Annotated in this window: 18 protein-coding genes; 17 read left to right on the forward strand and 1 reads right to left on the reverse strand. The window is 36.2% G+C overall.

Translation table 11 applies throughout. The features are described 5' to 3' along the window. Window positions 1–652 precede the first annotated feature (652 nt). Window positions 653–1,096 carry an Lrp/AsnC family transcriptional regulator gene (locus AWM68_RS19455; protein ID WP_066245524.1) on the reverse strand — a complete coding sequence of 148 codons (444 nt, stop codon included), beginning with the start codon at window positions 1,094–1,096 and terminating at the stop codon, window positions 653–655. A gap of 148 nt (window positions 1,097–1,244) precedes the next feature. Here AWM68_RS19455 and AWM68_RS19460 point away from each other — a divergent pair, with 148 nt between their 5' ends. The 17 genes from AWM68_RS19460 (at window position 1,245) to AWM68_RS19535 (ending at window position 21,670) form a co-directional block, all read left to right on the forward strand. After that, entirely contained in the window at window positions 1,245–2,177 is a 933-nt protein-coding gene (locus tag AWM68_RS19460; protein ID WP_197468205.1) for a DMT family transporter, read from the forward strand. Between the two features lie 443 nt (window positions 2,178–2,620). Further along, the gene (locus AWM68_RS19465; protein ID WP_066245528.1) at window positions 2,621–3,514 is read left to right on the forward strand and encodes an efflux RND transporter periplasmic adaptor subunit; all 894 of its coding nucleotides are present in this window, start codon (window positions 2,621–2,623) and stop codon (window positions 3,512–3,514) included. Between the two features lie 11 nt (window positions 3,515–3,525). Beyond that, complete coding sequence (locus AWM68_RS19470; protein WP_197468212.1) at window positions 3,526–4,206, forward strand: ABC transporter ATP-binding protein; 681 nt, start codon at window positions 3,526–3,528, stop codon at window positions 4,204–4,206. Then, window positions 4,196–5,368 (forward strand): ABC transporter permease, encoded by a 1,173-nt coding sequence (locus AWM68_RS19475; protein WP_066245532.1) that lies wholly within the window; start codon window positions 4,196–4,198, stop codon window positions 5,366–5,368. Before AWM68_RS19470 ends, AWM68_RS19475 begins: the two co-directional genes overlap by 11 nt. 12 nt (window positions 5,369–5,380) lie before the next feature. Further along, window positions 5,381–5,821, forward strand: a complete 441-nt coding sequence (locus AWM68_RS19480) for a hypothetical protein (protein ID WP_066245534.1) — start codon at window positions 5,381–5,383, stop codon at window positions 5,819–5,821. A gap of 11 nt (window positions 5,822–5,832) precedes the next feature. After that, window positions 5,833–6,513 carry a response regulator transcription factor gene (locus tag AWM68_RS19485; RefSeq protein ID WP_066245536.1) on the forward strand — a complete coding sequence of 227 codons (681 nt, stop codon included), beginning with the start codon at window positions 5,833–5,835 and terminating at the stop codon, window positions 6,511–6,513. Then, window positions 6,510–7,859 (forward strand): sensor histidine kinase, encoded by a 1,350-nt coding sequence (locus tag AWM68_RS19490; protein WP_066245538.1) that lies wholly within the window; start codon window positions 6,510–6,512, stop codon window positions 7,857–7,859. Before AWM68_RS19485 ends, AWM68_RS19490 begins: the two co-directional genes overlap by 4 nt. A 496-nt stretch (window positions 7,860–8,355) precedes the next feature. Then, window positions 8,356–9,807, forward strand: a complete 1,452-nt coding sequence (locus tag AWM68_RS19495) for a spore germination protein (RefSeq protein ID WP_066245540.1) — start codon at window positions 8,356–8,358, stop codon at window positions 9,805–9,807. A 514-nt stretch (window positions 9,808–10,321) separates the two neighbouring features. Next, window positions 10,322–10,711 (forward strand): hypothetical protein, encoded by a 390-nt coding sequence (locus AWM68_RS19500; protein WP_066245542.1) that lies wholly within the window; start codon window positions 10,322–10,324, stop codon window positions 10,709–10,711. A gap of 84 nt (window positions 10,712–10,795) precedes the next feature. Further along, on the forward strand, window positions 10,796–11,554 hold the full coding sequence (locus AWM68_RS19505; protein ID WP_066245544.1) for a hypothetical protein: 759 nt from the start codon (window positions 10,796–10,798) through the stop codon (window positions 11,552–11,554). A 37-nt stretch (window positions 11,555–11,591) separates the two neighbouring features. Beyond that, entirely contained in the window at window positions 11,592–13,151 is a 1,560-nt protein-coding gene (locus tag AWM68_RS19510; RefSeq protein ID WP_066245545.1) for a hypothetical protein, read from the forward strand. Window positions 13,152–13,159: 8 nt separating this feature from the next. Further along, the gene (locus tag AWM68_RS19515; RefSeq protein WP_066245547.1) at window positions 13,160–13,831 is read left to right on the forward strand and encodes an ABC transporter ATP-binding protein; all 672 of its coding nucleotides are present in this window, start codon (window positions 13,160–13,162) and stop codon (window positions 13,829–13,831) included. A gap of 420 nt (window positions 13,832–14,251) precedes the next feature. Continuing rightward, the gene (locus AWM68_RS21775; RefSeq protein WP_197468206.1) at window positions 14,252–14,401 is read left to right on the forward strand and encodes a hypothetical protein; all 150 of its coding nucleotides are present in this window, start codon (window positions 14,252–14,254) and stop codon (window positions 14,399–14,401) included. A 395-nt stretch (window positions 14,402–14,796) separates the two neighbouring features. Then, window positions 14,797–15,357: a GNAT family N-acetyltransferase gene (locus AWM68_RS19520; RefSeq protein WP_082820799.1), complete on the forward strand. Its 561-nt coding sequence runs from the start codon at window positions 14,797–14,799 to the stop codon at window positions 15,355–15,357. 57 nt (window positions 15,358–15,414) lie between these two features. Continuing rightward, on the forward strand, window positions 15,415–16,023 hold the full coding sequence (locus tag AWM68_RS19525; protein WP_066245548.1) for a dienelactone hydrolase family protein: 609 nt from the start codon (window positions 15,415–15,417) through the stop codon (window positions 16,021–16,023). A 228-nt stretch (window positions 16,024–16,251) separates the two neighbouring features. Beyond that, complete coding sequence (locus AWM68_RS19530) at window positions 16,252–17,322, forward strand: glycerophosphodiester phosphodiesterase (RefSeq protein WP_231868459.1); 1,071 nt, start codon at window positions 16,252–16,254, stop codon at window positions 17,320–17,322. A 265-nt stretch (window positions 17,323–17,587) separates the two neighbouring features. Then, window positions 17,588–21,670, forward strand: a complete 4,083-nt coding sequence (locus AWM68_RS19535) for a S8 family serine peptidase (RefSeq protein WP_066245550.1) — start codon at window positions 17,588–17,590, stop codon at window positions 21,668–21,670. Window positions 21,671–21,829: the final 159 nt, after the last annotated feature.

Below are 21,829 nucleotides of genomic sequence, written 5' to 3' on the forward strand. Positions count from 1 at the left end.
ATTCTAATTTCGAAGCACAAAGAACCTGGGAGACTTCCCAGGTTCTTTGTGCTATTAAACAATATTTCGGGTTTATATCCTACAACTGCATATATGGATACAGCTTCGATGGGCGGCTTTTGCAATACTACCAGCGCTTATAGTACTATTTGAAAGTCGAAAAATCTCATCCCCACACCAAATTTTATAATAACAAAAGGAAAAGAACCGCTATTAAGCTGTTCTTTTCCTTTACTCCATATGCTCTAATAAGTTCTTATTGTTTTATTTACTAGTTTAGATTTGTCACCTTTTTCACCACGTGAAGCAATGTTATCTACTTCAATAGCAAGATCAAGTCATATAGAAAGAGATGAAGCCTTTTTTGCTTTTGTTTTTTACTTTGTTACCAGGAGCAAGTATTCTAAGGTATTCATCATCTTCATCATTTTTGTCTTTATCAACTTAGCCAATAATCTTTAATATACGTTGCCATAGAAGTTGGTTTAGTATGGGTAATCATTTCAAAGTCATTGGTTATTCCTTTAGCAAGTCCCAATTTAGTTGGGAAATGTATGCCCACAACTACATAAATATAGTCATTACTCATATTTCCCATATAGAGGTAAGTAATTCAACATTGATATCAGGAATTCGGATATAACAATGGTTCTTATTCAGATGAAACAGAATTTGGTCTAATTGGTACTTCAGAGAGTATGAAATAGGTAGCAGTATAGGCAAAAGGTGTGATTAAATCAATAAATTGCTCTACATCTTGCATAGCTACAACGTTGAGCTTAACCATATAACAGGACTTACCTGAAATTCTGTAACAAAAGACAACACCAGGGTGACGTTGAACAATAAGTTTGAAACGATCATATTCCGCTTGCTTTAACGTAACCTCGATTATACATTCAGCCCCATAACCCATTTTTTTGGGGTTTGTTTTAATTGTATATTCCTCTATAATCCCTTTACTTTCTAAACGACGAACTCTTTCTGTAACAGATGGCGAAGACAGATTAACTCGTTTTGCTAACTCACGCATTGAGAGTCTTGCATCTTTCCTCAATTCTTCTATAATTTTAAAATCCATTTCATCCATTTTCATTTTTAAAATTATCCCCCTCGTTTAATTACATTTGAAAAGTGTTTATGTAAATACGATTTAATTTTTAATTTAAAATAGTTATTTTACATTGTAACATTATTTCACATAAACATTAATTTAAATGGAATTCTTAAGAGGGTGTGATTTATTGAAGAACAAAAAATCGGGTCATTTTTTTGCTTTATTAACGGTTTTCATCTGGGGAGCGACTTACACATCAACCAAAGTTTTATTAGAGAATTTAAGTCCCATTGAGATTCTGTTGTACAGGTTTTTAGTTGCTTACTTCTTATTGTTTATCCTGTACCCAAAGCTTCATAAAATAAGAAGTCTAAAAGAAGAGTGTCTCTTTTTAGGAGCAGGTTTTACAGGGGTAATGTTGTTTTTTTTAATTGAAAACATTGCACTGCAGTATACTTTAGCATCAAATGTAGGTATTTTGGTCTCTACATCTCCTTTGCTCACTGCATTAATAGCATACAAAGTACTGAAAGAAGGAAAGCTTAGCAAAAGCATGCTTATTGGATTCGGGGTAACCATGTCTGGGGTCATTCTTCTCATAACTAACGGTACCTTTTCCCTTACATTTAACCCTACAGGTGATTTATTGGCTCTATCTGCAGCCATTATATGGTCAGTGTATTCTATTTTATTAAAGAAATTAGGTAATTCTAACAACTACATTTATATCACCAGAAAAGTCTTCTTTTACGGGCTCATTACCATGATACCGATTCTAATTCTTACAGATTTTTCGTTTGATAGTAACAAACTATTTGTTCCTGATGTATTAGCTAATTTATTTTTCTTAAGTTTTGGCGCTTCTGCCTTGTGTTTTGTCTGGTGGAATATAGCTATTCAAACCATAGGTGTTGTAAGGACAAATAACTATATATATTTAGTACCACTATTTACAGTTGCTACGGCTTCAGTTGTTTTAAATGAACAATTAACGGGAGCTTCTGTAGTGGGCGCATTATTTATCGTTATTGGTTTATATGTATCAGAAAATAATTTTAACAAAGTCTTAAAAGTCTTTAAAAATAAACTGACAATAAATAACGTAAATAAAAATATGTAGTTTGTGTAGTTTACTGATAACTACGGTTACTAAATCGATTAAGATCATAAATTAAATTAGTGATAGTTTTCAATTACTTATGTAAAGTGGTGAGCATCTTTTTCTATTTTTTCAGTATTAAAATGAAATGCTTTTATATTCTGATCTAATGCTATTCCCTCACATTCATAGGTAGTATATCTAGCAAGACCGCCCATTACCTTGGAGTAAATAAGGCGGTCATATTCATATGTAAGCTAGATGACCGTTCTAAAATGCTCGACATGATCTTTAGAATGGCTACCCCTTCTTCTCCCCTGTAGTAGCGCTTCTTTTTCCTTTTGTGATTTCTTGCGTATCATGCATGAACCAAGCGAACTAGTTGGCATTAACATTTCAAGTTCATAATCAGTTCATATTTCTCCAGTAGTTTTATCTCATCAGGATAGCTGGAGGGATAGAACATGAGTAAACAGAAAACAAAATGGGTGTTCGGTTTGATAATTGGAGTGGTTGTGTTTGGTGCTGTAGCGGCTCCGTTGTTTATGCCGCGCGATCAGGCTGCCTATCAAGAAATTTCTGTAAAGAAGGGCAGCTTGTCATCCTACTACACATTTTCTGGAACGGTAGAAGCAAAAGTACGTCAGACTGTTAGAAGTGGTAAAGCTATGCAAATAGAAGAAATGAAAGTAGAAAAAGGAGATGCTGTAAAGAAAGAGGATGTACTTTTAGTAACTACAGAAGGCGAAGAAATTAAAGCTCCTTTAGATGGAGAAGTATCAAATATAGTAGCGGAAGAAGACCAACAAGTTATGCAAGGGGCTGAACTGCTAGAAGTTGTAGACTATGATGATTTGCAGACGAGCATGAAGGTGGACGAGTATGATCTGAAAAGTGTATCAGAAGGCAAAGAGATAAACGTTACGATAGCGGCCTTGGATCTGAAAGTGAAAGGTGTCGTATCTTCGATTTCACAAGAAGCGATCAATGAGAATGGAGTAAGCTATTTTACAGCCGTAATTGATCTTGATGAGAATAAGGACATACGTGCTGGGATGAGTGCAGGAGCCCAGATTCTTAACGAAAGTGTAGCGGACGCTATTTCCCTTCCAATGGATGCTGTCATGTTTGACAACAATGATAACGCGTATGTTCTTGTACCTGGCGAGAAAGGTGAACCTAAGCGAAACTACATTAAAACCGGCATCAACGACGGTATAATGGTCGAAATAAAAGAAGGATTAACAAATGGAGATAAAGTCTTGATTGCCTTGAAAGAAAAAGCAAAAGCACCAGGTGGATTTATGCCACCAAGACCAACAGGGATGTCTCCTTCTGGCATGGAGGGGGGACAATAATGACTGAAACAATCCTTAGCCTGAAGCAGATTTCTAAGTCCTATCAAATGGGTGAAGAAGAACAGGCCGTATTAAAATCAATCAATCTTGAGATTAAAAAGGGAGAGTTCCTAGCCGTCCTCGGTCCATCTGGTTCAGGAAAGTCAACACTTATGAATATTATAGGTCTACTCGATGAGCCGACGTCCGGTCACTATTTCTTAGCAGGAAATCAGGTAGACCATCTCAGTGAAAAAGAACTTGCAGCCATTCGTAACAAAGAAATTGGATTTGTCTTTCAGCAATTTCAGCTTCTTCAAAAACTGACTGCTCTTCAAAATACTGAGTTGCCGCTCATCTACTCAGGCATACCTGCAAAAGCACGGAAAAAACGTGCCATTGAAATGCTTGAACGTGTAGGCCTTAAGGATAAAATGCTGAATCGACCCCATCAGTTATCCGGAGGACAACAGCAAAGGGTCGCTATTGCAAGAGCATTGGTAACAGAACCCTCTATTCTGCTTGCAGATGAACCTACTGGTGCACTTGATCAAAAGACAGGGCAGCAGATCATAAAACTTTTCCAGGAGCTCCATGGGGAAGGAAAGACCATTGTCATGATTACACATGATTTGGAGGTAGCTGCTAACGGGAGCAGAATAATCCGCATATTGGATGGCGAGATTGACGAGGTGAACAAGCATGATGATTGAAAATATAAAAATGTCCTGGACCAATATTGTTCACAATAAGATACGTTCGTTCCTTACGATCTTAGGTATTGTCATCGGTGTAGCGTCCATAATTGCTCTGATCACCATTGTTAAAGGCGCAACAGGGGAAGTAACAGAGCAGATGTCGTCTCTTGGGGCAGACAAGATTACTGTCCAGATAAAAGGTACCCCTCTAAAAAAGGGTCTTTTAGATAGTGATATAAAAGAATTAGAAGAAATAGAGCATGTCTCAGGGGTATCACCAACTCTCACCGGTAAAACATCTATCGTGTATTTAAAACATGTTATGAAGGACATCACTGTACAAGGAAAAAACCAAATGCACTTCCGAAAAAATAATGACTTAGTTGAAGAAGGAAGGGCTATCAATAAGCTTGATATTGATAGTAAGAACAAGGTTGTTTTAATTGGTTCAGAAATATCAAAGGAACTATTTGAAGGCAAAAAATCAATCGGAAATAAGATTGAAATTTCAGGCGTGAAATTTAAGGTGATCGGAATACTTGAGCAGTCTGACAGCTACTCCAATGATTCAACTAACGAAACGATTATCATGCCTTATACAACTGCTAGGAGTTTCCTCCAAGCCGGATCAGTCTCAAATACAGATATTTATGTAGATGATGCTAAGTATGCAAGTGATGTAACAAGCAACGTGGAAAAAGCTATGAATCAGGCATTTAACTATAAAGATGAAGGCTACTCTATTGTGAATATGGGGGATATGATTACTTCCATTAATGAAATCACAACCATGATGTCACTCATGCTTGGGGGAATAGCATCAATCTCCCTTGTAGTTGGCGGAATAGGGATTATGAATATGATGCTCGTTTCTGTTACCGAAAGAACTCCCGAGATTGGACTTAGAAAAGCACTCGGTGCAGAACCAAGAAGAATTCAGCAACAGTTCTTATTCGAATCCGTTTTTCTTTCTCTTATTGGTGGAATGATTGGTTTGTTATCAGGAATCGTAATCGCTTTTATCGTTTGTAGCATTATGGGAACAAGTTTTGCTTTGACCGCAACAACCATTTTTATTGGAGTTGGTTTTTCCGTAGCCATAGGGATCATTTTTGGTATCGCACCAGCTAAAAAAGCTTCGAAGCTGCATCCTATCGATGCACTAAGAAGCCATTAATGGAGGAGAAAGATGGGTAAATCAAAATGGTTTTATATCAGTTTAATAGGACTGTCAATGATAGTTATGATCTTGTCAGTAATGCCTCTTTTTATGAAGCCGTCTATTGAAGAGGGTAGTTCCATACCGCGAGGCTTCCCTCGGTTAGGAGAGATGCCAGCGGGTGGTATGCCTGGGGCAGAGTTGCCTAATAACCTGGATGGGTTTAAGGTACAGCAGTTTATGGAGGAAGTAGAAGAAAAAGGGGGTCTTACTCCTGAACTTAAACAAAAGGCAAAAGAAATGGGTTTACCTGACCAAATGCTTCAGATGATGGGAACGGCAGAGCAGCCGCAAGGGTTGAACACTGTATCTCTTAGCGCTATGATAATGGGAACAATTGTAATAAGTTTCAGCTCTTTCCGACTGTATAGGTTGAAAAACGATAACAGAACAGAAAAAAGTGTACTTTAGGCGGTGTAAGTATGGTAACGATCCTGGTTACAGAGGATGATGCCAATATAAGAAGGCTTATAAAAGAACATCTTATGATAGAAGGATATCGCGTACTAGAATCGAAAGACGGTGCTGACGCGCTTCATGTCATGGAACATCATCATATAGATTTACTGATTACAGATGTAATGATGCCATCGATGAACGGTCTAGAGCTGACCCGTGATTTGCGTGGGGCTGGTTACGAGTTTCCTATATTATTGATTACGGCACTTGAAACGCTATCTGACAAAAAACAAGGTTTTTCCTCTGGTGGGGATGACTATATGGTTAAACCAGTAGATATGGAAGAGATGGTACTGCGGGTTGCGGCTCTCTTGCGGAGAGCAAAAATTGCCTCATCTAATATTCTGGAAATTGGTAAAACGGTATTAAATCAGGAACAGTTGACGATTTCAACTGGTGAGAAGGTATTTGAACTGCCGGCCAAAGAATTTAAGCTTCTTTATAAGCTGTTGTCTCATCCACGCAAGATTTTTACAAGGCAACAGCTAATGGATGAAATTTGGGGGTATGATGTTCAAAGCATCGACCGGACGGTTGATGTGCATATTAAACGCCTCCGTGAAAAACTTTCCGGATTTGAAGACTTCGAAATTATTACGGTAAGAGGACTTGGTTATAAGGCTGAGAAACGAGGCTTTTCGTGAAGAAGCTGTTATATTCCATCTATGTTAGATTCATATGTTTTTTCATTGGAATTCTCATCATATCAGCCTTGCTCTCTTTTGGGATTGTAACGGCGTTTCAGCTTAATGATATCAAAGCCATGGTCCAGAAACAGCTAGAGGACAAAGTTAGTGCAATCGATTCACTCACCCAAGAAGGAAATATTCCCTTAGAAGAAGCTGTTCGTTATATGGATGGGAAAGAGCTTACCATACAAGTATATAAGAATCGAGATGAGATATTAAAAGCAAAGCATTATTTATTACTTGCGGAAGATCTGAAACAACTGGAACCGGGGAGGATTCTGACAGGAGAATTAAGCAGCAAACCCCCTTTACCTATTTCTGTGGCTATCATTCAAGGATATTATGTTACGGTCTACCCTGAAATGGATAACAATCAGATTGTACGTTTTCAAAAAACGGTTCAAACGGTACTTCTGACAGCTATTGTCTTAGGCTCTTTTCTCATTCTTCTTGCCGTATCAATGGTAGTAAAGCCGATCAAAAAAATTTCTAGAGCTTCTGTTGAGGTTGCTAATGGGACGTTCGATGTTCACATTCAACATAAAGGAAAAGATGAAATCGGAGAACTTGTAAACAACTTTAATATCATGGTCCAAGAACTCAAAGCAAATGAATATCTGCATAAAGAATTCGTATCTTCTGTATCTCATGAATTTAAAACGCCGCTTTCTTCCATAAATGGATTTGCTGAACTTTTGAAAACACAAGATTTATCCATAAAGGTGAAGGAAGAGTATACAGATATTATCATTCAAGAGAGCAAACGTCTCTCCAACCTTTCATCCAACCTTTTAAGGTTATCAAAGCTTGATCATCAGGCCGTACAATTTAGGAGAGACATTTTTCAATTGGATGAGCAGATTCGTCGTATTATTTTGTTGCTGCAGGACAGTTGGGAAAACAAACAAATTCAGCTACAGGTGGATTTGGATCAAGTCTCCTTTAGAGGAGATGAAGAACTCCTTCAGCAAGTGTGGCTGAATCTATTAGTGAATGCCATAAAGTTTACACCTGAACACGGAAAAATTAGTGTTATTCTGAAAAAACAGCATAGCGAGCTTGTTTTTTCTATAAGAGACAACGGAATAGGTATCAAAGAAAGTGATGTAAAGCGTATCTTTGAACGGTTCTACAAAGCGGACAAATCACGGTCTGATCACGGAACAGGACTTGGGTTATCGATAGTTAAAAAGATTGTAGAAATCCATGAAGGAAAGATTTTGGTTGAAAGTGAGTTTGGCAAGGGAAGTCTTTTTAAAGTGGTGTTACCTATGGGCGAAATAAAAAAAATCGGTTCCTAAACGATGTTGGGAATCGATTTTTTTCTTATCGTGCTAACATTATCAAAACTGAAGCTATCCTTATTGGAACGAAAGCTCTATTTCTCTCATAAGAGGTGCGTATTATTGCTATTTAAACTGTTTAATCCAAACGGGATTGTATATTAGAGAAGTTAGTAAAGTGGGTTTATAAGGAGAACAGTTATCGCCAAATGATCCCTCTCAATGACTAGATTTGTCTATAACTCCTGTCTTCTTGTAGGATCATAGCTTCGCTTTTTATGCTGGTTCAAAACCTCAACTAGAGTTTCTACAAGTAGGAGATGGATAGTTACGGTCAGGATCAAGTCCCACGAGCGCTTATGTCCTACCTCGATTACCTAACAAATAGCCCGATTACATTTTGATCAGTTTGAGAAGGATTGTCGGTACACATCGATTCCAAAGGTATTTTATTGTATAAATAAAATCGTCTTACCAATAATAAAACTATAAAAATGGTTTAGGCGGTATGCTAATGCAGGGTACAATCAATGGGAATTTAATAGAAAATAAGAATATAATCAAAACAAGCTTTCATCATACTTCTGATCTTGTCTTTAGGGATATCAAGTTTGGGACAGAATATGATAAAACAGCTGTCATCGTATTCTTAGAGGGATTAGTTGACTCTGAAACCCTTCAAAACTCAGTAGTTGTTCCACTTATTGAATTTTTGCGTCAAAGTGACTCTAATTCTGATGAGAATCATATAAACAGGATTGCGTACACAGTTCTAACAAATATAAATGTCTCGACTACAAAGTATTTTAAAGAATTAATCAATTCATTATTAGAAGGAAAGGCAGTTCTGTTGTTAAATGGTTCCACTGAATGTATCATAACGGATACCACAAGGTGGCAAGAAAGGTCCCTTGAAGAGTCTAAAGGTGAAAAAGCTGCCTTTGGTATGATTTATGGATTTACTGAAAAGGCTCAAACGAATATCAATATCCTTCGTGGAATAATCAAAACTGAGGACCTTTGTGTTGAGAAAATGACATTCGGGACGGTCTCTAATACGAACGTGAATCTCATTTTTCTTGATAATATTGTTGATAAAGCATTACTTAGGAAGGTACGAAAAAGGCTTAAGACGGATGTAAAGTACATTCTACAAGGAAGAGTTATCCAGGAAGCAATTGAAGGAAACCCGAAATCAATCTTTCCTTTATCAAAGTTAACAGAACGACCGGATGTAACGGCATCCGCCTTATATGAAGGCAGAGTTATTGTCATTATAGATGGGAACCCACAAGTGATGGTCTTTCCAGCTTTATTAAATGATTTCTTGCAGTCCCCTGACGAATATTTTACAAACTTTGGACAGATTTCGATGAGACTTGTTCGATTATTAGCCTTTCTTTCAACAATATTTATTCCCTCTATTTTTGTCGCGTTAGGCTATCATGGAAAGGAATATCTTTCGGATAAAGAATATGAAATCTTAATAAGCAAGGATGAATATATCCCAATTATTTTGGAAGTCCTAATTCTAATCATTTTATTTAGAATCATTCTAGATTCTACTTTACGAGTTCCCTCGGGTTTCATTGTCTTAGTTGCTATCCTTGGACCTATCGTGGTTGGTGAAACGGCTGTAGTCGGCAAGCTGATTCATCCGGTAAGCTTAATTGCCATTGCCTTTACATATCTAGCATCAACATTATTTGGCGATAAAGGTTTATCTACCGCTACAAGCAGCTTACGAATAATATTTATTTTCATAGCTTATTTCTTCAGTTATGAAGGTTTAATGATTGGCTTTACTATTTTAATACTTTACCTTGTAAGCTTAAGATCTGTTGGCGTTCCATATTTATCGCCCTTCATTCCATTTAAGCTAGAAGAAATGAAAGATGCGCTGTATCGCGGTGACCTAGAAAAGTTGATAAATAGTAAGCACCGTTATCTTTATAATAAAAAATAGAATACACTTGTTTGAAAATGTAATTCTCAAAAAGGATTACTGTACTAAATTCAGGCTAACCTTATATTACGAATCGGGTGCATTTCTTCATGAAGAAGAAATGCACTTTTTTTATGCGTACCTCAGAAGACTTTAGGGTGTATCACAATCGTTGTATCTGAAAGTAAATTCCTACTTGAAGAAGTAGACTGAAAGCCATGTCCAGGAACTTCATGAGGGTGGAGAATAACTCTAACAGAAACATCGAATGATGGAATGAATCGTGTCACGTGAAGACTCTGCGTGCACTTAAACTCAGTCAACTAGACGTCAATAGGGAAATGTACTGATTTACATTCTTATATTTTAGTATTCTCATACTTTAGATTTACCGCAAAAATATACATATTTTTACAAATAGTTACTTTTTGACCATGGTAAATATTTACTCTAGATAATATCATTATCAATGTAATCTGTCAGTGGTAGACGTACCCTATACATATTGCAACTAAAAGTAAGAGGAGGAATAAATATGAAGAAGAAAATTGCAGCAATAGCAGGTGTTATGACAATAGCAGCAGCAGTAAGTGTTTCGGCTGGTACAACCTACTCTAACTATAGTACTACTGTAGGAGCTTTTAATGGTAGTGGATACACAGGATATTCACAGACTAAAACTTCAAGTGGTGCGAATGGATACATCAAGTCTTCAACAGTAGGCGGAAATTATGTTGTAGATGTAAGAATGCAAGATGCACAAGGTAACTCAGGTGATTGGGTAAGAAATCTTGGAGATAATGATGACAGGGCGATAGACGGTCATATTAATCATATTAAAGGCGATGATATGAGATTACACTTCTCAAATGATTTTGATACTTCAGTTAGTGTCCAAGTAAGTGGGCAATGGAAAAGCAATTAAATGAATGAATAGTAATACACCTTGTGACATATGTGTTTTGTCATGAGGTGTTTCCAATTTTCGTAGAATGGATGTGGAAGATTGATGCAACTAATTAAAATTGAAATAAAAAAACTGATCTATCCTTATTTAGCTTTCCTTCTCTTTGCTTTATTGTACAGCAGTTTGATCATTATTCCATTTACAACAGGCTACCAATACAACTACAACATTGAAATATGGGAAGAGTCCGGAGAATTATTCAGAATGTTATTTCCCTTGTTTGCTGTCGTTCCAACATGCTGGTTAATGTACTATGAACGAAAGAACGGATTCCTGTCTTACACCATCACAAGGGTATCTAAAAAGAGGTATATCACTACCAAATGGCTAGTGTCTTCTATTGGAGGGGCACTCATAGTATTTCTCGTGTCGTTTGTAGGTCTCTTGATCACTATATATTACTTACCAGAGGTTACTCCTGCTACTGGGAATAATAATGCATTGAATAGATATGCTGGCGACGCATTTGTTAATGATCCTCTCTTATATGGTTTTTTATTAAGTCTCTGGAGAGGTGTAATTGGTTTCTTAGTTTCCTCATTTGGCTTTGCGCTATCACTTTATATAAACAATATTTTTATAGTATTAACAGGGCCATTTGTCTATTTGATTCTGGAAAATTTTGTTTTGTCTGTATTGGGATTTCCTTTTTTTAGGCTTGTTACATCCTTTGATCCAAACACATTGGACATTGGAGCTATAACTACAGAACGATTGTTAGTAGGACCCATTCTATTAATCATATTAATAAGTGCTTATCTAGGTTACTTTAAAAAGTTTAAGAACGAGTCTATTTATTAAGCATAACATTCAATACAAAAAGGGGATTACTTCCTACATGATAAAGACCTTGATAAAAAGTCACGTCAATATGTTTCTTTCAAAAAAACTAATGTTCGTTTTACTGATTTATATCCTTTATACCTTCTACTTGAAGAATATTGCTATTTATTACCAATTAACGTATTTTGAATTTACCATTAACGCTTTAACCGATCATTATTATATTTTGTACTGTATGATCATTAGTTTTATCTTTTTATTATTGAATATTAATAACCCTAATGAAGAATGTGTTTGGATAAGATCAGGAACATTTTTTAATTATTTCCTATCTAAAATAGCTGCAGTCGTCGTCAACTCGATTTTATTTGTTTTTCTGCATATTTTAATCGCATTATTAATGGGATTTGGACTTGATTTTGAAAATAAATATACTTTTATTGAAAGCAATAATCTGTTCATTCTAGAGAAGTTAGAAGCAATTTTTAGCACACCACTCGAATCAATATTACCAATTGTAGGATATATGATAGGTGGATTAACATTACTTGGAATCTTCTTGCTTTTTATTAGGCATTTTCTTAAGCCAGGTTATGTAATAGGGATAATCGTTGTTCTCTACCTTATGATGTTAGTAGGTTTGCGATCTGATTTAGATGCAGAGGTGCCATATTTATTCTTAAATAACTATGTTATTTTTCATCATGCATTAGCTGCCGCTGAGGAAAGGTTTTATATTTTTATTTTCTTGGGGCTTTTATATATTGGTTTCATTCTATGGTTTACAAAGAAGTACTGGTGTAAATCATTTTCATTTCAATTATTAGACCCATTGTCCAAATGGAATCTAAGTATTCTTTTTAAGAAGTCCAACTTATTTACAATTATACTGCTACTTTGTTTTATTGTAATTTCAATAGCGTTCACATATAAGGATATAACATTTAAAGATCTACTGACCCTTGTTTATTTTGGTCACGGCACAGGATACCTTAGAATGTTAGATTTTCTTCGTTTAATTATCTATAACGGAATACCGATTTATTTACTAAGTATTTTTTTAGAAAAAGAAAGTCTTGATAAAAGCATTATGGTTGTTATTCGATTAAAAAAGATGAAAAATTGGTTATTTTGTATTTTAAAATCCGCTACTTTATTTATTGTTAGTTATATATGTATATCTTTGACTATCATCATTTTGGTATCCGCCTTTATGGGTTTACCTTTCAATGGTTATGAATATATGAAGCCCTTTATCAATGATAACGGTATCGGAAATTTAGACACAGGTTATCTGCTGCTGATTATCATCAGTACTAAATTTCTAGAACTTCTTTTTTCATTTTTAGTTATTGTTACTCTTTTCAGTTTAACAAAGACTTCAATAACTGGGTTTATTGTAATTGTTTCAGCATATTTAATAGGGTTGCTGAAAATTGCATATCTCAAATACTCACCTATAGGGTTATCTTCATTAGTCAGAATTACAGAAGTCTTTGGAGAAGATCAAAGTTTACCTTATTTCGTTTCTTTTTTGATTTTACTTATTTCAAATGTATTACTGTATGCCGTATTAAAGAGTGGACTCTATAAAAAAAGCTTTAGCAAAGGATGATTACTATAATGGAAACGGTTATTGAACTTGTTAATGTATCTAAAAAATTTAAAAACCGAACGATCCTGCAAGATATCAATCTAAAGATTTCAAAGGGGCAATCTATTGGGATTATCGGTCCGAATGGCAGCGGAAAATCAGTGTTGTTCAAACTTATTGCCGGCTTTATTAAACCAGATAGTGGAGATGTTTACATTCGTGGTCAAAAATTAGGAAAAGATTTTGATTTTCCAAATGATACCGGCGTCTTAATTAATAACCCTGGATACATCGGTTTATATAGTGGTTTAAAAAATTTGAAATTTCTAGCGGAGATAAATAATAAGATAGATGAAAATAAAGTAAAAGATACGTTAAAGTTAGTCGGATTAGATCCTGACGATAAAACCAGAGTCAGTGCCTATTCACTGGGAATGAAAAAGAAACTAGGAATTGCTCAAGCGATAATGGAGGATCAAAACATCGTCATACTCGACGAACCATTTAACGCATTGGATATAAAGAGTTATAAGGATGCTAAAAATATCATTAAACAACAAAAAGAAAAAGGTCATACTATTTTATTAACTAGCCATAACCAAGCAGATATTGAAGAACTGTGTGATGAGAAATATATTATTATAGACAACAAACTTGAAAGACTTACAAAAGAAATTAAAGAAGCATACTTACAGATTTAAATTATGTGTATGTTCTTAAAAATACTGGTCTCAGTTAAGAAAGGCATAACAAACGATAAAAACCCATATTAGTAGGATTTCAATGACCGGATGCTTTATAAAAGTAAGGACCAAACAAAACAAAAAATCTGGTCTTTTTGTTGCAGATCGTTTGAATCCGATTTACTTATATTTACAATGCAGTTAACATCTAAGAGTGAGTGTTCTTTGAAGTGTTTTCTAATAATTCCGTCTCCAACATTATTGTAATTTAGTAATCCAACCCTTTGAACGATTTATACATTTAACTACATGATCGATGATTTCATATCCATACCCATTACTCCTCTTATCCTAAGTGGTTCTGATTACTTCAGTAAAATAAGGTATACTATATTTGTTATATAGATTCTCTTGTAAGATAAGAAAGTGGTGAACAAAGTGGGAAAATATCAATTGGATCAAAAAGGCAAGGTAGCTGTAACAAAGTTTCATGAAAAACAGACACCTGCCAAATTTGATAAAAAGAAGCATCTTGAAAAAATACGTGCGGAGTATTTGAAAAAGAAGCAAAAACAAACAGATAAATAATATAAATAAATTGATAAGAGGATTATCCTCTATAGTTTTCTACAATGATTCGGTACATTTCTTTAAGAAGGAGAAATGTACCTTTTTTATGATAAAGGGAGAAATGGTTTTAAAATGGAGTATCAGAAATTTATGATCTGGGTGAGTTATGAAATTAAAGTATTAAGTGTCGGGAAGAGGCTGTGCAAAGTCCCAAACTCTCATTCAAGTGGCTGAGTGAAAATGATATAAAGGCGTATGAACTATTTAAAAACGCATTAGCAGCTGATACAACTAAAAATGACGCGGATCAATTATTTAATTAATAAGTAGATAAGGAATATGAGGAAAGGACAAGAAAGTTAAATAAGGCAGCTTAAAGTAAGAAATGAAATTAATTTTTACCTGATAGGGGAGTGTGTATTATATTATCAACAAATGTATTCACTTATAAGTCTAAGAATGGAAAAACAATAACTATTAGTGAAGCTCAAGAACATGATGCGAAAAGAATGCTAGATTCGGCTTCAAAAGCTTTAATAAACGCTCCTTACATGCTTACTTCGGTTGAGGATGTAAAGAATTTGAATGTTGATGTTATTCAAAAAACGTTAAAAGATTATCTTGAAAATCCAAATTATGTTCAGTTTATTGCTGAAGTTGAGGGTAAGTTTGTAGGTAAAATAGATTTTAAGAACGGCAACAATGACAAAATTAGTCATCAAGGGGCTTTTGCGATGATCATACTACCTGAATATCGAAATTATGGTATAGGCAGCGCTCTTTTAGAAACCTTAATCACTTGGGCAAAAAATAACAGTAAGATTGAAAAAATTTGTCTTGAGGTAATGGAAGACAATATAGGTGCAATCCAATTATATAAAAAACAAGGTTTCTTTGAAGAGGGAAGAAAAGCAAAGGGTGTAAAATTGGAAGACGGTTATCAAGATTTAATATTAATGGCATTATTTGTTTGAATATAAATAGTGTTCATCCTAATTGCCCTTATTTTCAGAAGGAGTGAGTACGCCCAGGTGATTACTATTGAAAACGGTTCAAATCAATTAATTATTGTTTTACACGAAATCTATGGAATAAACCAACATATAAAAGATATATGTGATTTATTTTCAGAGCAAGGCTTTGATGTCTTATGTCCAAATTTATTAAATTTAAAGAGTCCTTATCACTATTCTCGAGAGGATGAAGCTTACCAACATTTTATGAATAGATATGGGTTTACTCATGCACTTCAAAAAGTGAGAAAGGTAGTCTTAGAGAAGCAAGAACATTACTCCAAAATTTTTATTATTGGATTTAGTATAGGGGCGACTATTGCTTGGCTGTGTAGTCAGGAAAAAAAGGTTAATGGAGTTGTAGGTTTTTACGGTTCGCGCATCAGAGACTACTTAAGGATTAATCCGAACTGTCCATCCTTGTTGTTTTTTCCGACAGAAGAAAAGTCATTTAATGTTGAGAACATAATTCCAATATTAGAGAATAAGGGTGTAAGAATACAGATTTGCGAGGGTCAACACGGATTTAGTGATCCATATTCCTCAAAATACAATAAGGAATCAACAGTATTTGCATTCAAAGAAACATTAAAGTTTTTAATAACGGAACGAGTAGTTCTTCCGTAATCGATTGCTACTTAAAATAGAATTAATGCATCTTAAATTTTGGGATACATAAGCACAACCAAACACAACTCCTCACTCAACGCACTTATAATTCAGATAAGTGCGTTTTTGAGTGCGTACAATTTCTTATTTTTCTTTACATTGATTTATTGACTGCTTTAAGGTTCCTTTACATCCGCTCTGTATACTTTTCATGTAAAAACCTATTTCAGAGTTGGAGGATTAAAAGTGATCAGGAAAAAGGGAATACCCTCATTAATGTTTGCACTTATGTTAAGTTCGGTTATTGTGTCGGGTGACCATGTCACGGCAGCTGAAAAGTCATTGGGTCCAAAAGGTTTTGATTTACAAGCACACCGTGGAGGTATGGGACTTGTAGTGGAATCCTCAATCGCCTCATTTTCCAATGCATTGGAACTGGGAGTCAGTACACTTGAACTAGATGTACAGATTACAGAAGATAAACAAGCTGTTGTAACCCATGATCGGAAAATATCGAGTGCGGTTTGCAGGGATACGGCTCCAGCATTTGAGGATGACCCCGAGTATCCTTATGTAGGGAAGTATATTAAGGATCTTACCCTGAAACAGATTCAAACGATGGATTGCGGGTCCTTGACTAAGCCGCAATATCCTGGACAAGAAACAAGTCCAGGTGCAAGAATGCTGTTGCTAAGTGATGTGTTCAACTTGGTCAACGAATATGGTGCCAAAAAGGTTTGGCTGAACATTGAAACAAAAGTTGAAGCAGGAGCTCCTCATGAGACGGCTCCTCGTGAAGATTTTGTTCATATCGTAGTTGATGAAATTCGTATGGCAGGACTGTTGGACCGGGTTTCAATCCAAAGTTTTGATTGGGGATCACTTATGATGATGCGTAAAGTTGAGCCTAGTCTTCCAATCGTGGCTTTGACAAACGGCCCACAATTTCTCCAACCAGGTCAACCAGGTGCGTCACCTTGGCTAGGAGGAATTGATATTGATGACTTCGGAGGAGATCTTGTTGCAGCTGCGCACTCATTTGGTGCGAATGCCATCTCACCCGTTCATGGATTTCCTCAAGACGGAAAGGTTACAGAAGAAAACTATGAACCATATGTGAACGCTAGTATGGTAGCTGAAGCACACCGAGTGGGTATGAAAGTGATACCGTGGACAGTAAACGATAAAGCTACAATGAATAAACTTGTGAACGATGGTGTAGATGGTATCATTACAGATTACCCTGATCGTCTTCGTGAAGTCATGGGGGAACATGGTTTTAAGCTTCCTAAACAGTATAAAGCTCAGAAGTACTAATAGGAGTTTTTCATAGAAAGAGAGCATTTCTTCTAAAATGGAGAAATGCTTTTTTAATTCTCCTCCACTTAAAAAACCCAAAAGTATAAATGGAAAATAAGTATTATTGCTTATTTTATGTGCCTTTTTATAAACCTTTTATTGAAGCTTGTACCTAATCTCATTACATAGACCTATTAAAATAACCCAATAGTTAATTCACCATTCTTTTATTAAACTTTAAATAATTATTGGTCTATTAGACCTTAGGGAAAGTGGGAGTTCTGTGCAGATTCAATCATTCTTTAAAAAAGCGTTAACCGTAACCTTTATGTCCAGTTTGTTATTATCCCCATTTGATTCAACTAACTTCGCAAAAGCAAACGAATATGATGCTACAAAGATTCTATCCTCATTAGATGAAAGTCAGAAAGCGGCTCTGTTTAAACTTGAAACTTCTGAACAAAAAGGAATTCAACTGGATGCTTCTGTAAATCTAAACGAGGACCGTTTAACAGATGTAATCGTTGAATTTCGGCAGCAGCCAGTAAAAACAGAAATCCTGGTCGAGAAGGAAAAAGGAAGAAAAATCTCTTTAAATGAAGCGAAACTAAGAGTAGATGCTACACACGAGCAATTTAAAAAAGATATAAGTTCGATTTTTAAACAGCATAAGAACAAGGAAGATTTGGTCATCAAAAAAGCGTATAAGAATGCGTTTAACGGTGTTTCCATGTCCATTCCGGCTAATAAGATAGAAGATCTTCTCACATCGAATGTCGTAAAGAGTGTTTGGAGTGACCACGAGGTAAAGCTTGATCTGCCAAAAGTTAAGGAAGATTCACCCGCTTTTACTCAACAATCTAACAACCTTACTATGCTGCATGAAAAAGGGATGACTGGACAAGGCGTTAAAGTAGGCGTCATCGACACGGGTATTGATTATAATCATCCTGATCTGAAAGAAGCGTATCGAGGCGGTTATGATTTTGTAAATGATGATAACGATCCGATGGAGGCTACCTATCAAGACTGGAAGGCCACTAAGCTGCCAGAATTTACTCAGAATGGCAATGCCTATTATACGGTTCATGGAACTCATGTAGCTGGAATTATTGTAGGAAATGGAAAAAATGATAGCGAATATGCAAAAATAGGGGTTGCACCAAAAGCAGAATTATATGGATACAGAGTGCTTGGACCATATGGGTCTGGACATTCAAGTGACATCATAGCAGCTATTGACCAAGCTATAACTGATAAAATGGACATTATTAACCTATCATTAGGTAACTCAGTGAACGATCCATCATATCCTACCTCTATTGCCATTAATCATGCTGTCCTAGCTGGTGTTACCGCAGTGGTGGCGGCTGGTAACAGCGGGAGCAATATGAAAACACTAGGATCACCAGGGACTTCAACACTTGCACTTACAGTCGGTGCGAATAACGAGTCCATCACCGTACCTACCTATAATGGCAGTGTAGAAGGTGCTGCAGATATTCATTTGCGTCTTCTTTCAAAAAATATAACGGATCAGCTCTCGACGTTTGAAAACTGGGCATTACCGCTAGTCGACGTGGGGCTAGGACAGAATGTGGATTATACCGGTAAAGATGTGAGAGGAAAGGCTGTCTTAATCGAGAGAGGAGTTACATCGTTTGATGCTAAGATCAAACTAGCGAAAAGTAAAGGGGCAATAGCGGCATTCTTGTCTAATAACAACGAAAATGAAGGCCACATTCCTTATTATCTTGGCGAAACAGCACATTATGTTCCTACTTTCTCGTTAACAAAAAGTGATGGTGCAGCACTAAAAGATAAAATTATAAATGGAAATCCGACGATAACGTTGAAAAATCCAGGCGAGTATATACTGAAGGGTGGGTACCTTGCTGAGTTTAGCTCACGCGGACCGTCAAGAATTCAACATGAGATCAAGCCAGAGGTAACCGCTCCTGGCGAAGGTATACGGTCTACTGTTCCTACTTATGCTCATGGAGAATCCTATCTAGGAAACTATAAATATGCTTATCAGCGGCTTTCTGGAACGTCAATGGCTTCACCTTATGTTGCTGGCGCAGCGGCATTATTGTTACAAATGAACCCACATATGCAGCCTGAGGAGATAAAATCCATCCTTATGAACACAGCGGATCCCCTTAGTAAATCCTACAGCGTGTTTGAAGCAGGCAGCGGAAAGGTGGATGTATCAGAAGCCTTAGAATCCAAGGTGAAAATCATGGTGGATAATCCGTCTTTTACGTATGTAGAGGGCGTTGAAAATAGACTGCAATCAAAATCAGGTGCGCTTTATGGAAGTGAACTAAAAACAGGTAATAACCTCTCAGAAACGAGAGCCATTACAATAGAGAACCTAGACAACAGACCAAAGAATTTTGAAGTGAGCGTGGCCTTCCAGGTCGGTGAAAGGGGCTCAAAGGACCCTATTGCTAACGGTGTAACTTTGACCGTTGATAAAAAATTAACTGTTCCTGGAAACCAAAACCGTTTGCTGGATGTAACCATAACCGTGCCTGGAACAGCGGAACCAGGGACATATGAAGGGTTTGTGAACATTAATAACAAGCACACTAAAGAAGAAGGTTATCAGATTCCATTTGCATTTGTGGTTACTGAAGAAGGTTTTTACGAAATGAAAACGGATCCAAAAGTTTTATCATCAAACTATGGAATCTATTATCCGTTCGTTCCTTATGAGACGGGTGTGTCATACATTGCCAAATCTACTATGGAAACCATTGATTTCATACTTTTAGATGGCAAGACAGATAAAGAGATTGGCTTCTTAGGCAGATTAAACACGTCTTCATTATTAGAAGATACTTCATACTATGTAAACGGTGTTTTTAAACGTTCCTATTACCCGTTCACAGGTGATCCGAATTCGCCAATCTCAACAACAAGGGTACCTGTTCCATATGGACCTGCTCATTATAAGGTTAAGATGATCGGTACGAATAAAGAAGGAAGAACGTTTAGTCTTGAAGATCACACAATGATTGATATTACGGGCCCAGCATTTCATACAGACCTTCCAGAAGGCATCGTAGAATATGCACCTGGTACAGGTCACTATCCAATCAAGGGAAGTGTCATTGACAAAGACTATCTAGAGTTCCAAGCTCAGAATATCCCAGGGTTTGATCAATCGAAGAACTTTATCATGGAAAAAAACAACAGTTCAACGTTTACAGCAGGTATCCAAACAGATGCTAATGGAAATTTCTCTTACAATATTCCTATCAGTAAAACATTAAAAAGTACGAATGTTGAACTGACAGGTTACAATTCTGCTGGTATCGGAAGAGAATCAAAATATTTTACCTTCATCGAACAAGGACAACCTTATGTGTTTGGAAAATTAAAAGATAAGCGTTTGAAGATGGGGAAAGAAACGACGATTACCCTTACAGCTAACAACCTGAAAAATACGAAAGGATTAACAACGAGTTTTGCGTTTAATAAAAACTTGTTAGAAATTGTGAGTGTAAAGCCTCATGAAGCATTAACAGAGCTAGGGAAAGATAACTTTGAATTGACTACACAAGCAGTACCTTCAGGTGTGAATGACACGAAACTAAGCATTAATCTTAACGTTTTCAATCAGGGCCTATCAGGGGACACGCCAATTGTGGATATTACAGTTAAAGCAAAAGATATGACCTATGATCAGTTTGCACCGATAAAAAATGCTGTCTCTTCATTTAAAGATGAAGAGGGAGTAACTCAATCCATGACTTCGGTGTTCTATCCGATATGGATTGCACCCACGTTCTCAAAGGTTACAGGTACAGTATCGCCTCCATCTTCTTTACAGTCAGATTCAAATGGAAACTGGAGAAGGGATATTGATACATCCCAGCTTGGAGCGACCATAACGGTTGGAGATCAAGATGGAAACAACTATAGCCGCTCATTAGAAAGATTTGCAAAAATCAATGTTGATAAGCTGCCAGTGACCCTTGACCAATTTGAAATGATGCTTGATATACCAGGGCATTTTACTTTGCTGAATTCGTTCTATGTTGGCTATCAAGATGACGATGGTGAATTAATCGGACACTGGAACCCTGAAGTAAATATGGGAAGAGCCACACCTGGTGATGTCACAAAAGATCATGTAATTGATATTTTGGATGCCATACAATTAGAAAGAGATTGGGGCACGAGTGAAAGAAGCTCCGATATCAATTTTGACAAGATAGTTGATGGAAAGGATATGAAATATATCCAAGACAATTACTTACGGAAAAACCCGGACTTTAAGAATGCTCCAGAACCGAAGAGCGTGCATGAAGGTAAAACAATAGAGGATATAGTAAAAGGTCTAGGGTTAGAATAAAGAAATTTATTGATCATCCGCAAAAGATGGATATTTAACGTCTCAAGCAGGGTGCATTTCGCTTTACTGAAATGTATCCTGTTTTATTTTTACCTGAAGTAAAGGATAGGTTTTAATAATTGGCACCTGCAGGAAAATGATTCAATTTAACGAATACAG

This window comes from Fictibacillus phosphorivorans (genome assembly GCF_001619875.1).
GTDB classification, from domain to species: domain Bacteria; phylum Bacillota; class Bacilli; order Bacillales; family Fictibacillaceae; genus Fictibacillus; species Fictibacillus phosphorivorans_B.

Excerpts from the sequence above, each read along its gene's own strand:
- AWM68_RS19455 (WP_066245524.1), bottom strand. The coding sequence starts at position 1,096 with ATGAAAATGGATGAAATGGATTTTAAAATTATAGAAGAATTGAGGAAA.
- AWM68_RS19465 (WP_066245528.1), top strand. The coding sequence starts at position 2,621 with ATGAGTAAACAGAAAACAAAATGGGTGTTCGGTTTGATAATTGGAGTG.
- AWM68_RS19475 (WP_066245532.1), top strand. The coding sequence starts at position 4,196 with ATGATGATTGAAAATATAAAAATGTCCTGGACCAATATTGTTCACAAT.
- AWM68_RS19480 (WP_066245534.1), top strand. The coding sequence starts at position 5,381 with ATGGGTAAATCAAAATGGTTTTATATCAGTTTAATAGGACTGTCAATG.
- AWM68_RS19485 (WP_066245536.1), top strand. The coding sequence starts at position 5,833 with ATGGTAACGATCCTGGTTACAGAGGATGATGCCAATATAAGAAGGCTT.
- AWM68_RS19495 (WP_066245540.1), top strand. The coding sequence starts at position 8,356 with ATGCAGGGTACAATCAATGGGAATTTAATAGAAAATAAGAATATAATC.
- AWM68_RS19500 (WP_066245542.1), top strand. The coding sequence starts at position 10,322 with ATGAAGAAGAAAATTGCAGCAATAGCAGGTGTTATGACAATAGCAGCA.
- AWM68_RS19505 (WP_066245544.1), top strand. The coding sequence starts at position 10,796 with ATGCAACTAATTAAAATTGAAATAAAAAAACTGATCTATCCTTATTTA.
- AWM68_RS19510 (WP_066245545.1), top strand. The coding sequence starts at position 11,592 with ATGATAAAGACCTTGATAAAAAGTCACGTCAATATGTTTCTTTCAAAA.
- AWM68_RS19515 (WP_066245547.1), top strand. The coding sequence starts at position 13,160 with ATGGAAACGGTTATTGAACTTGTTAATGTATCTAAAAAATTTAAAAAC.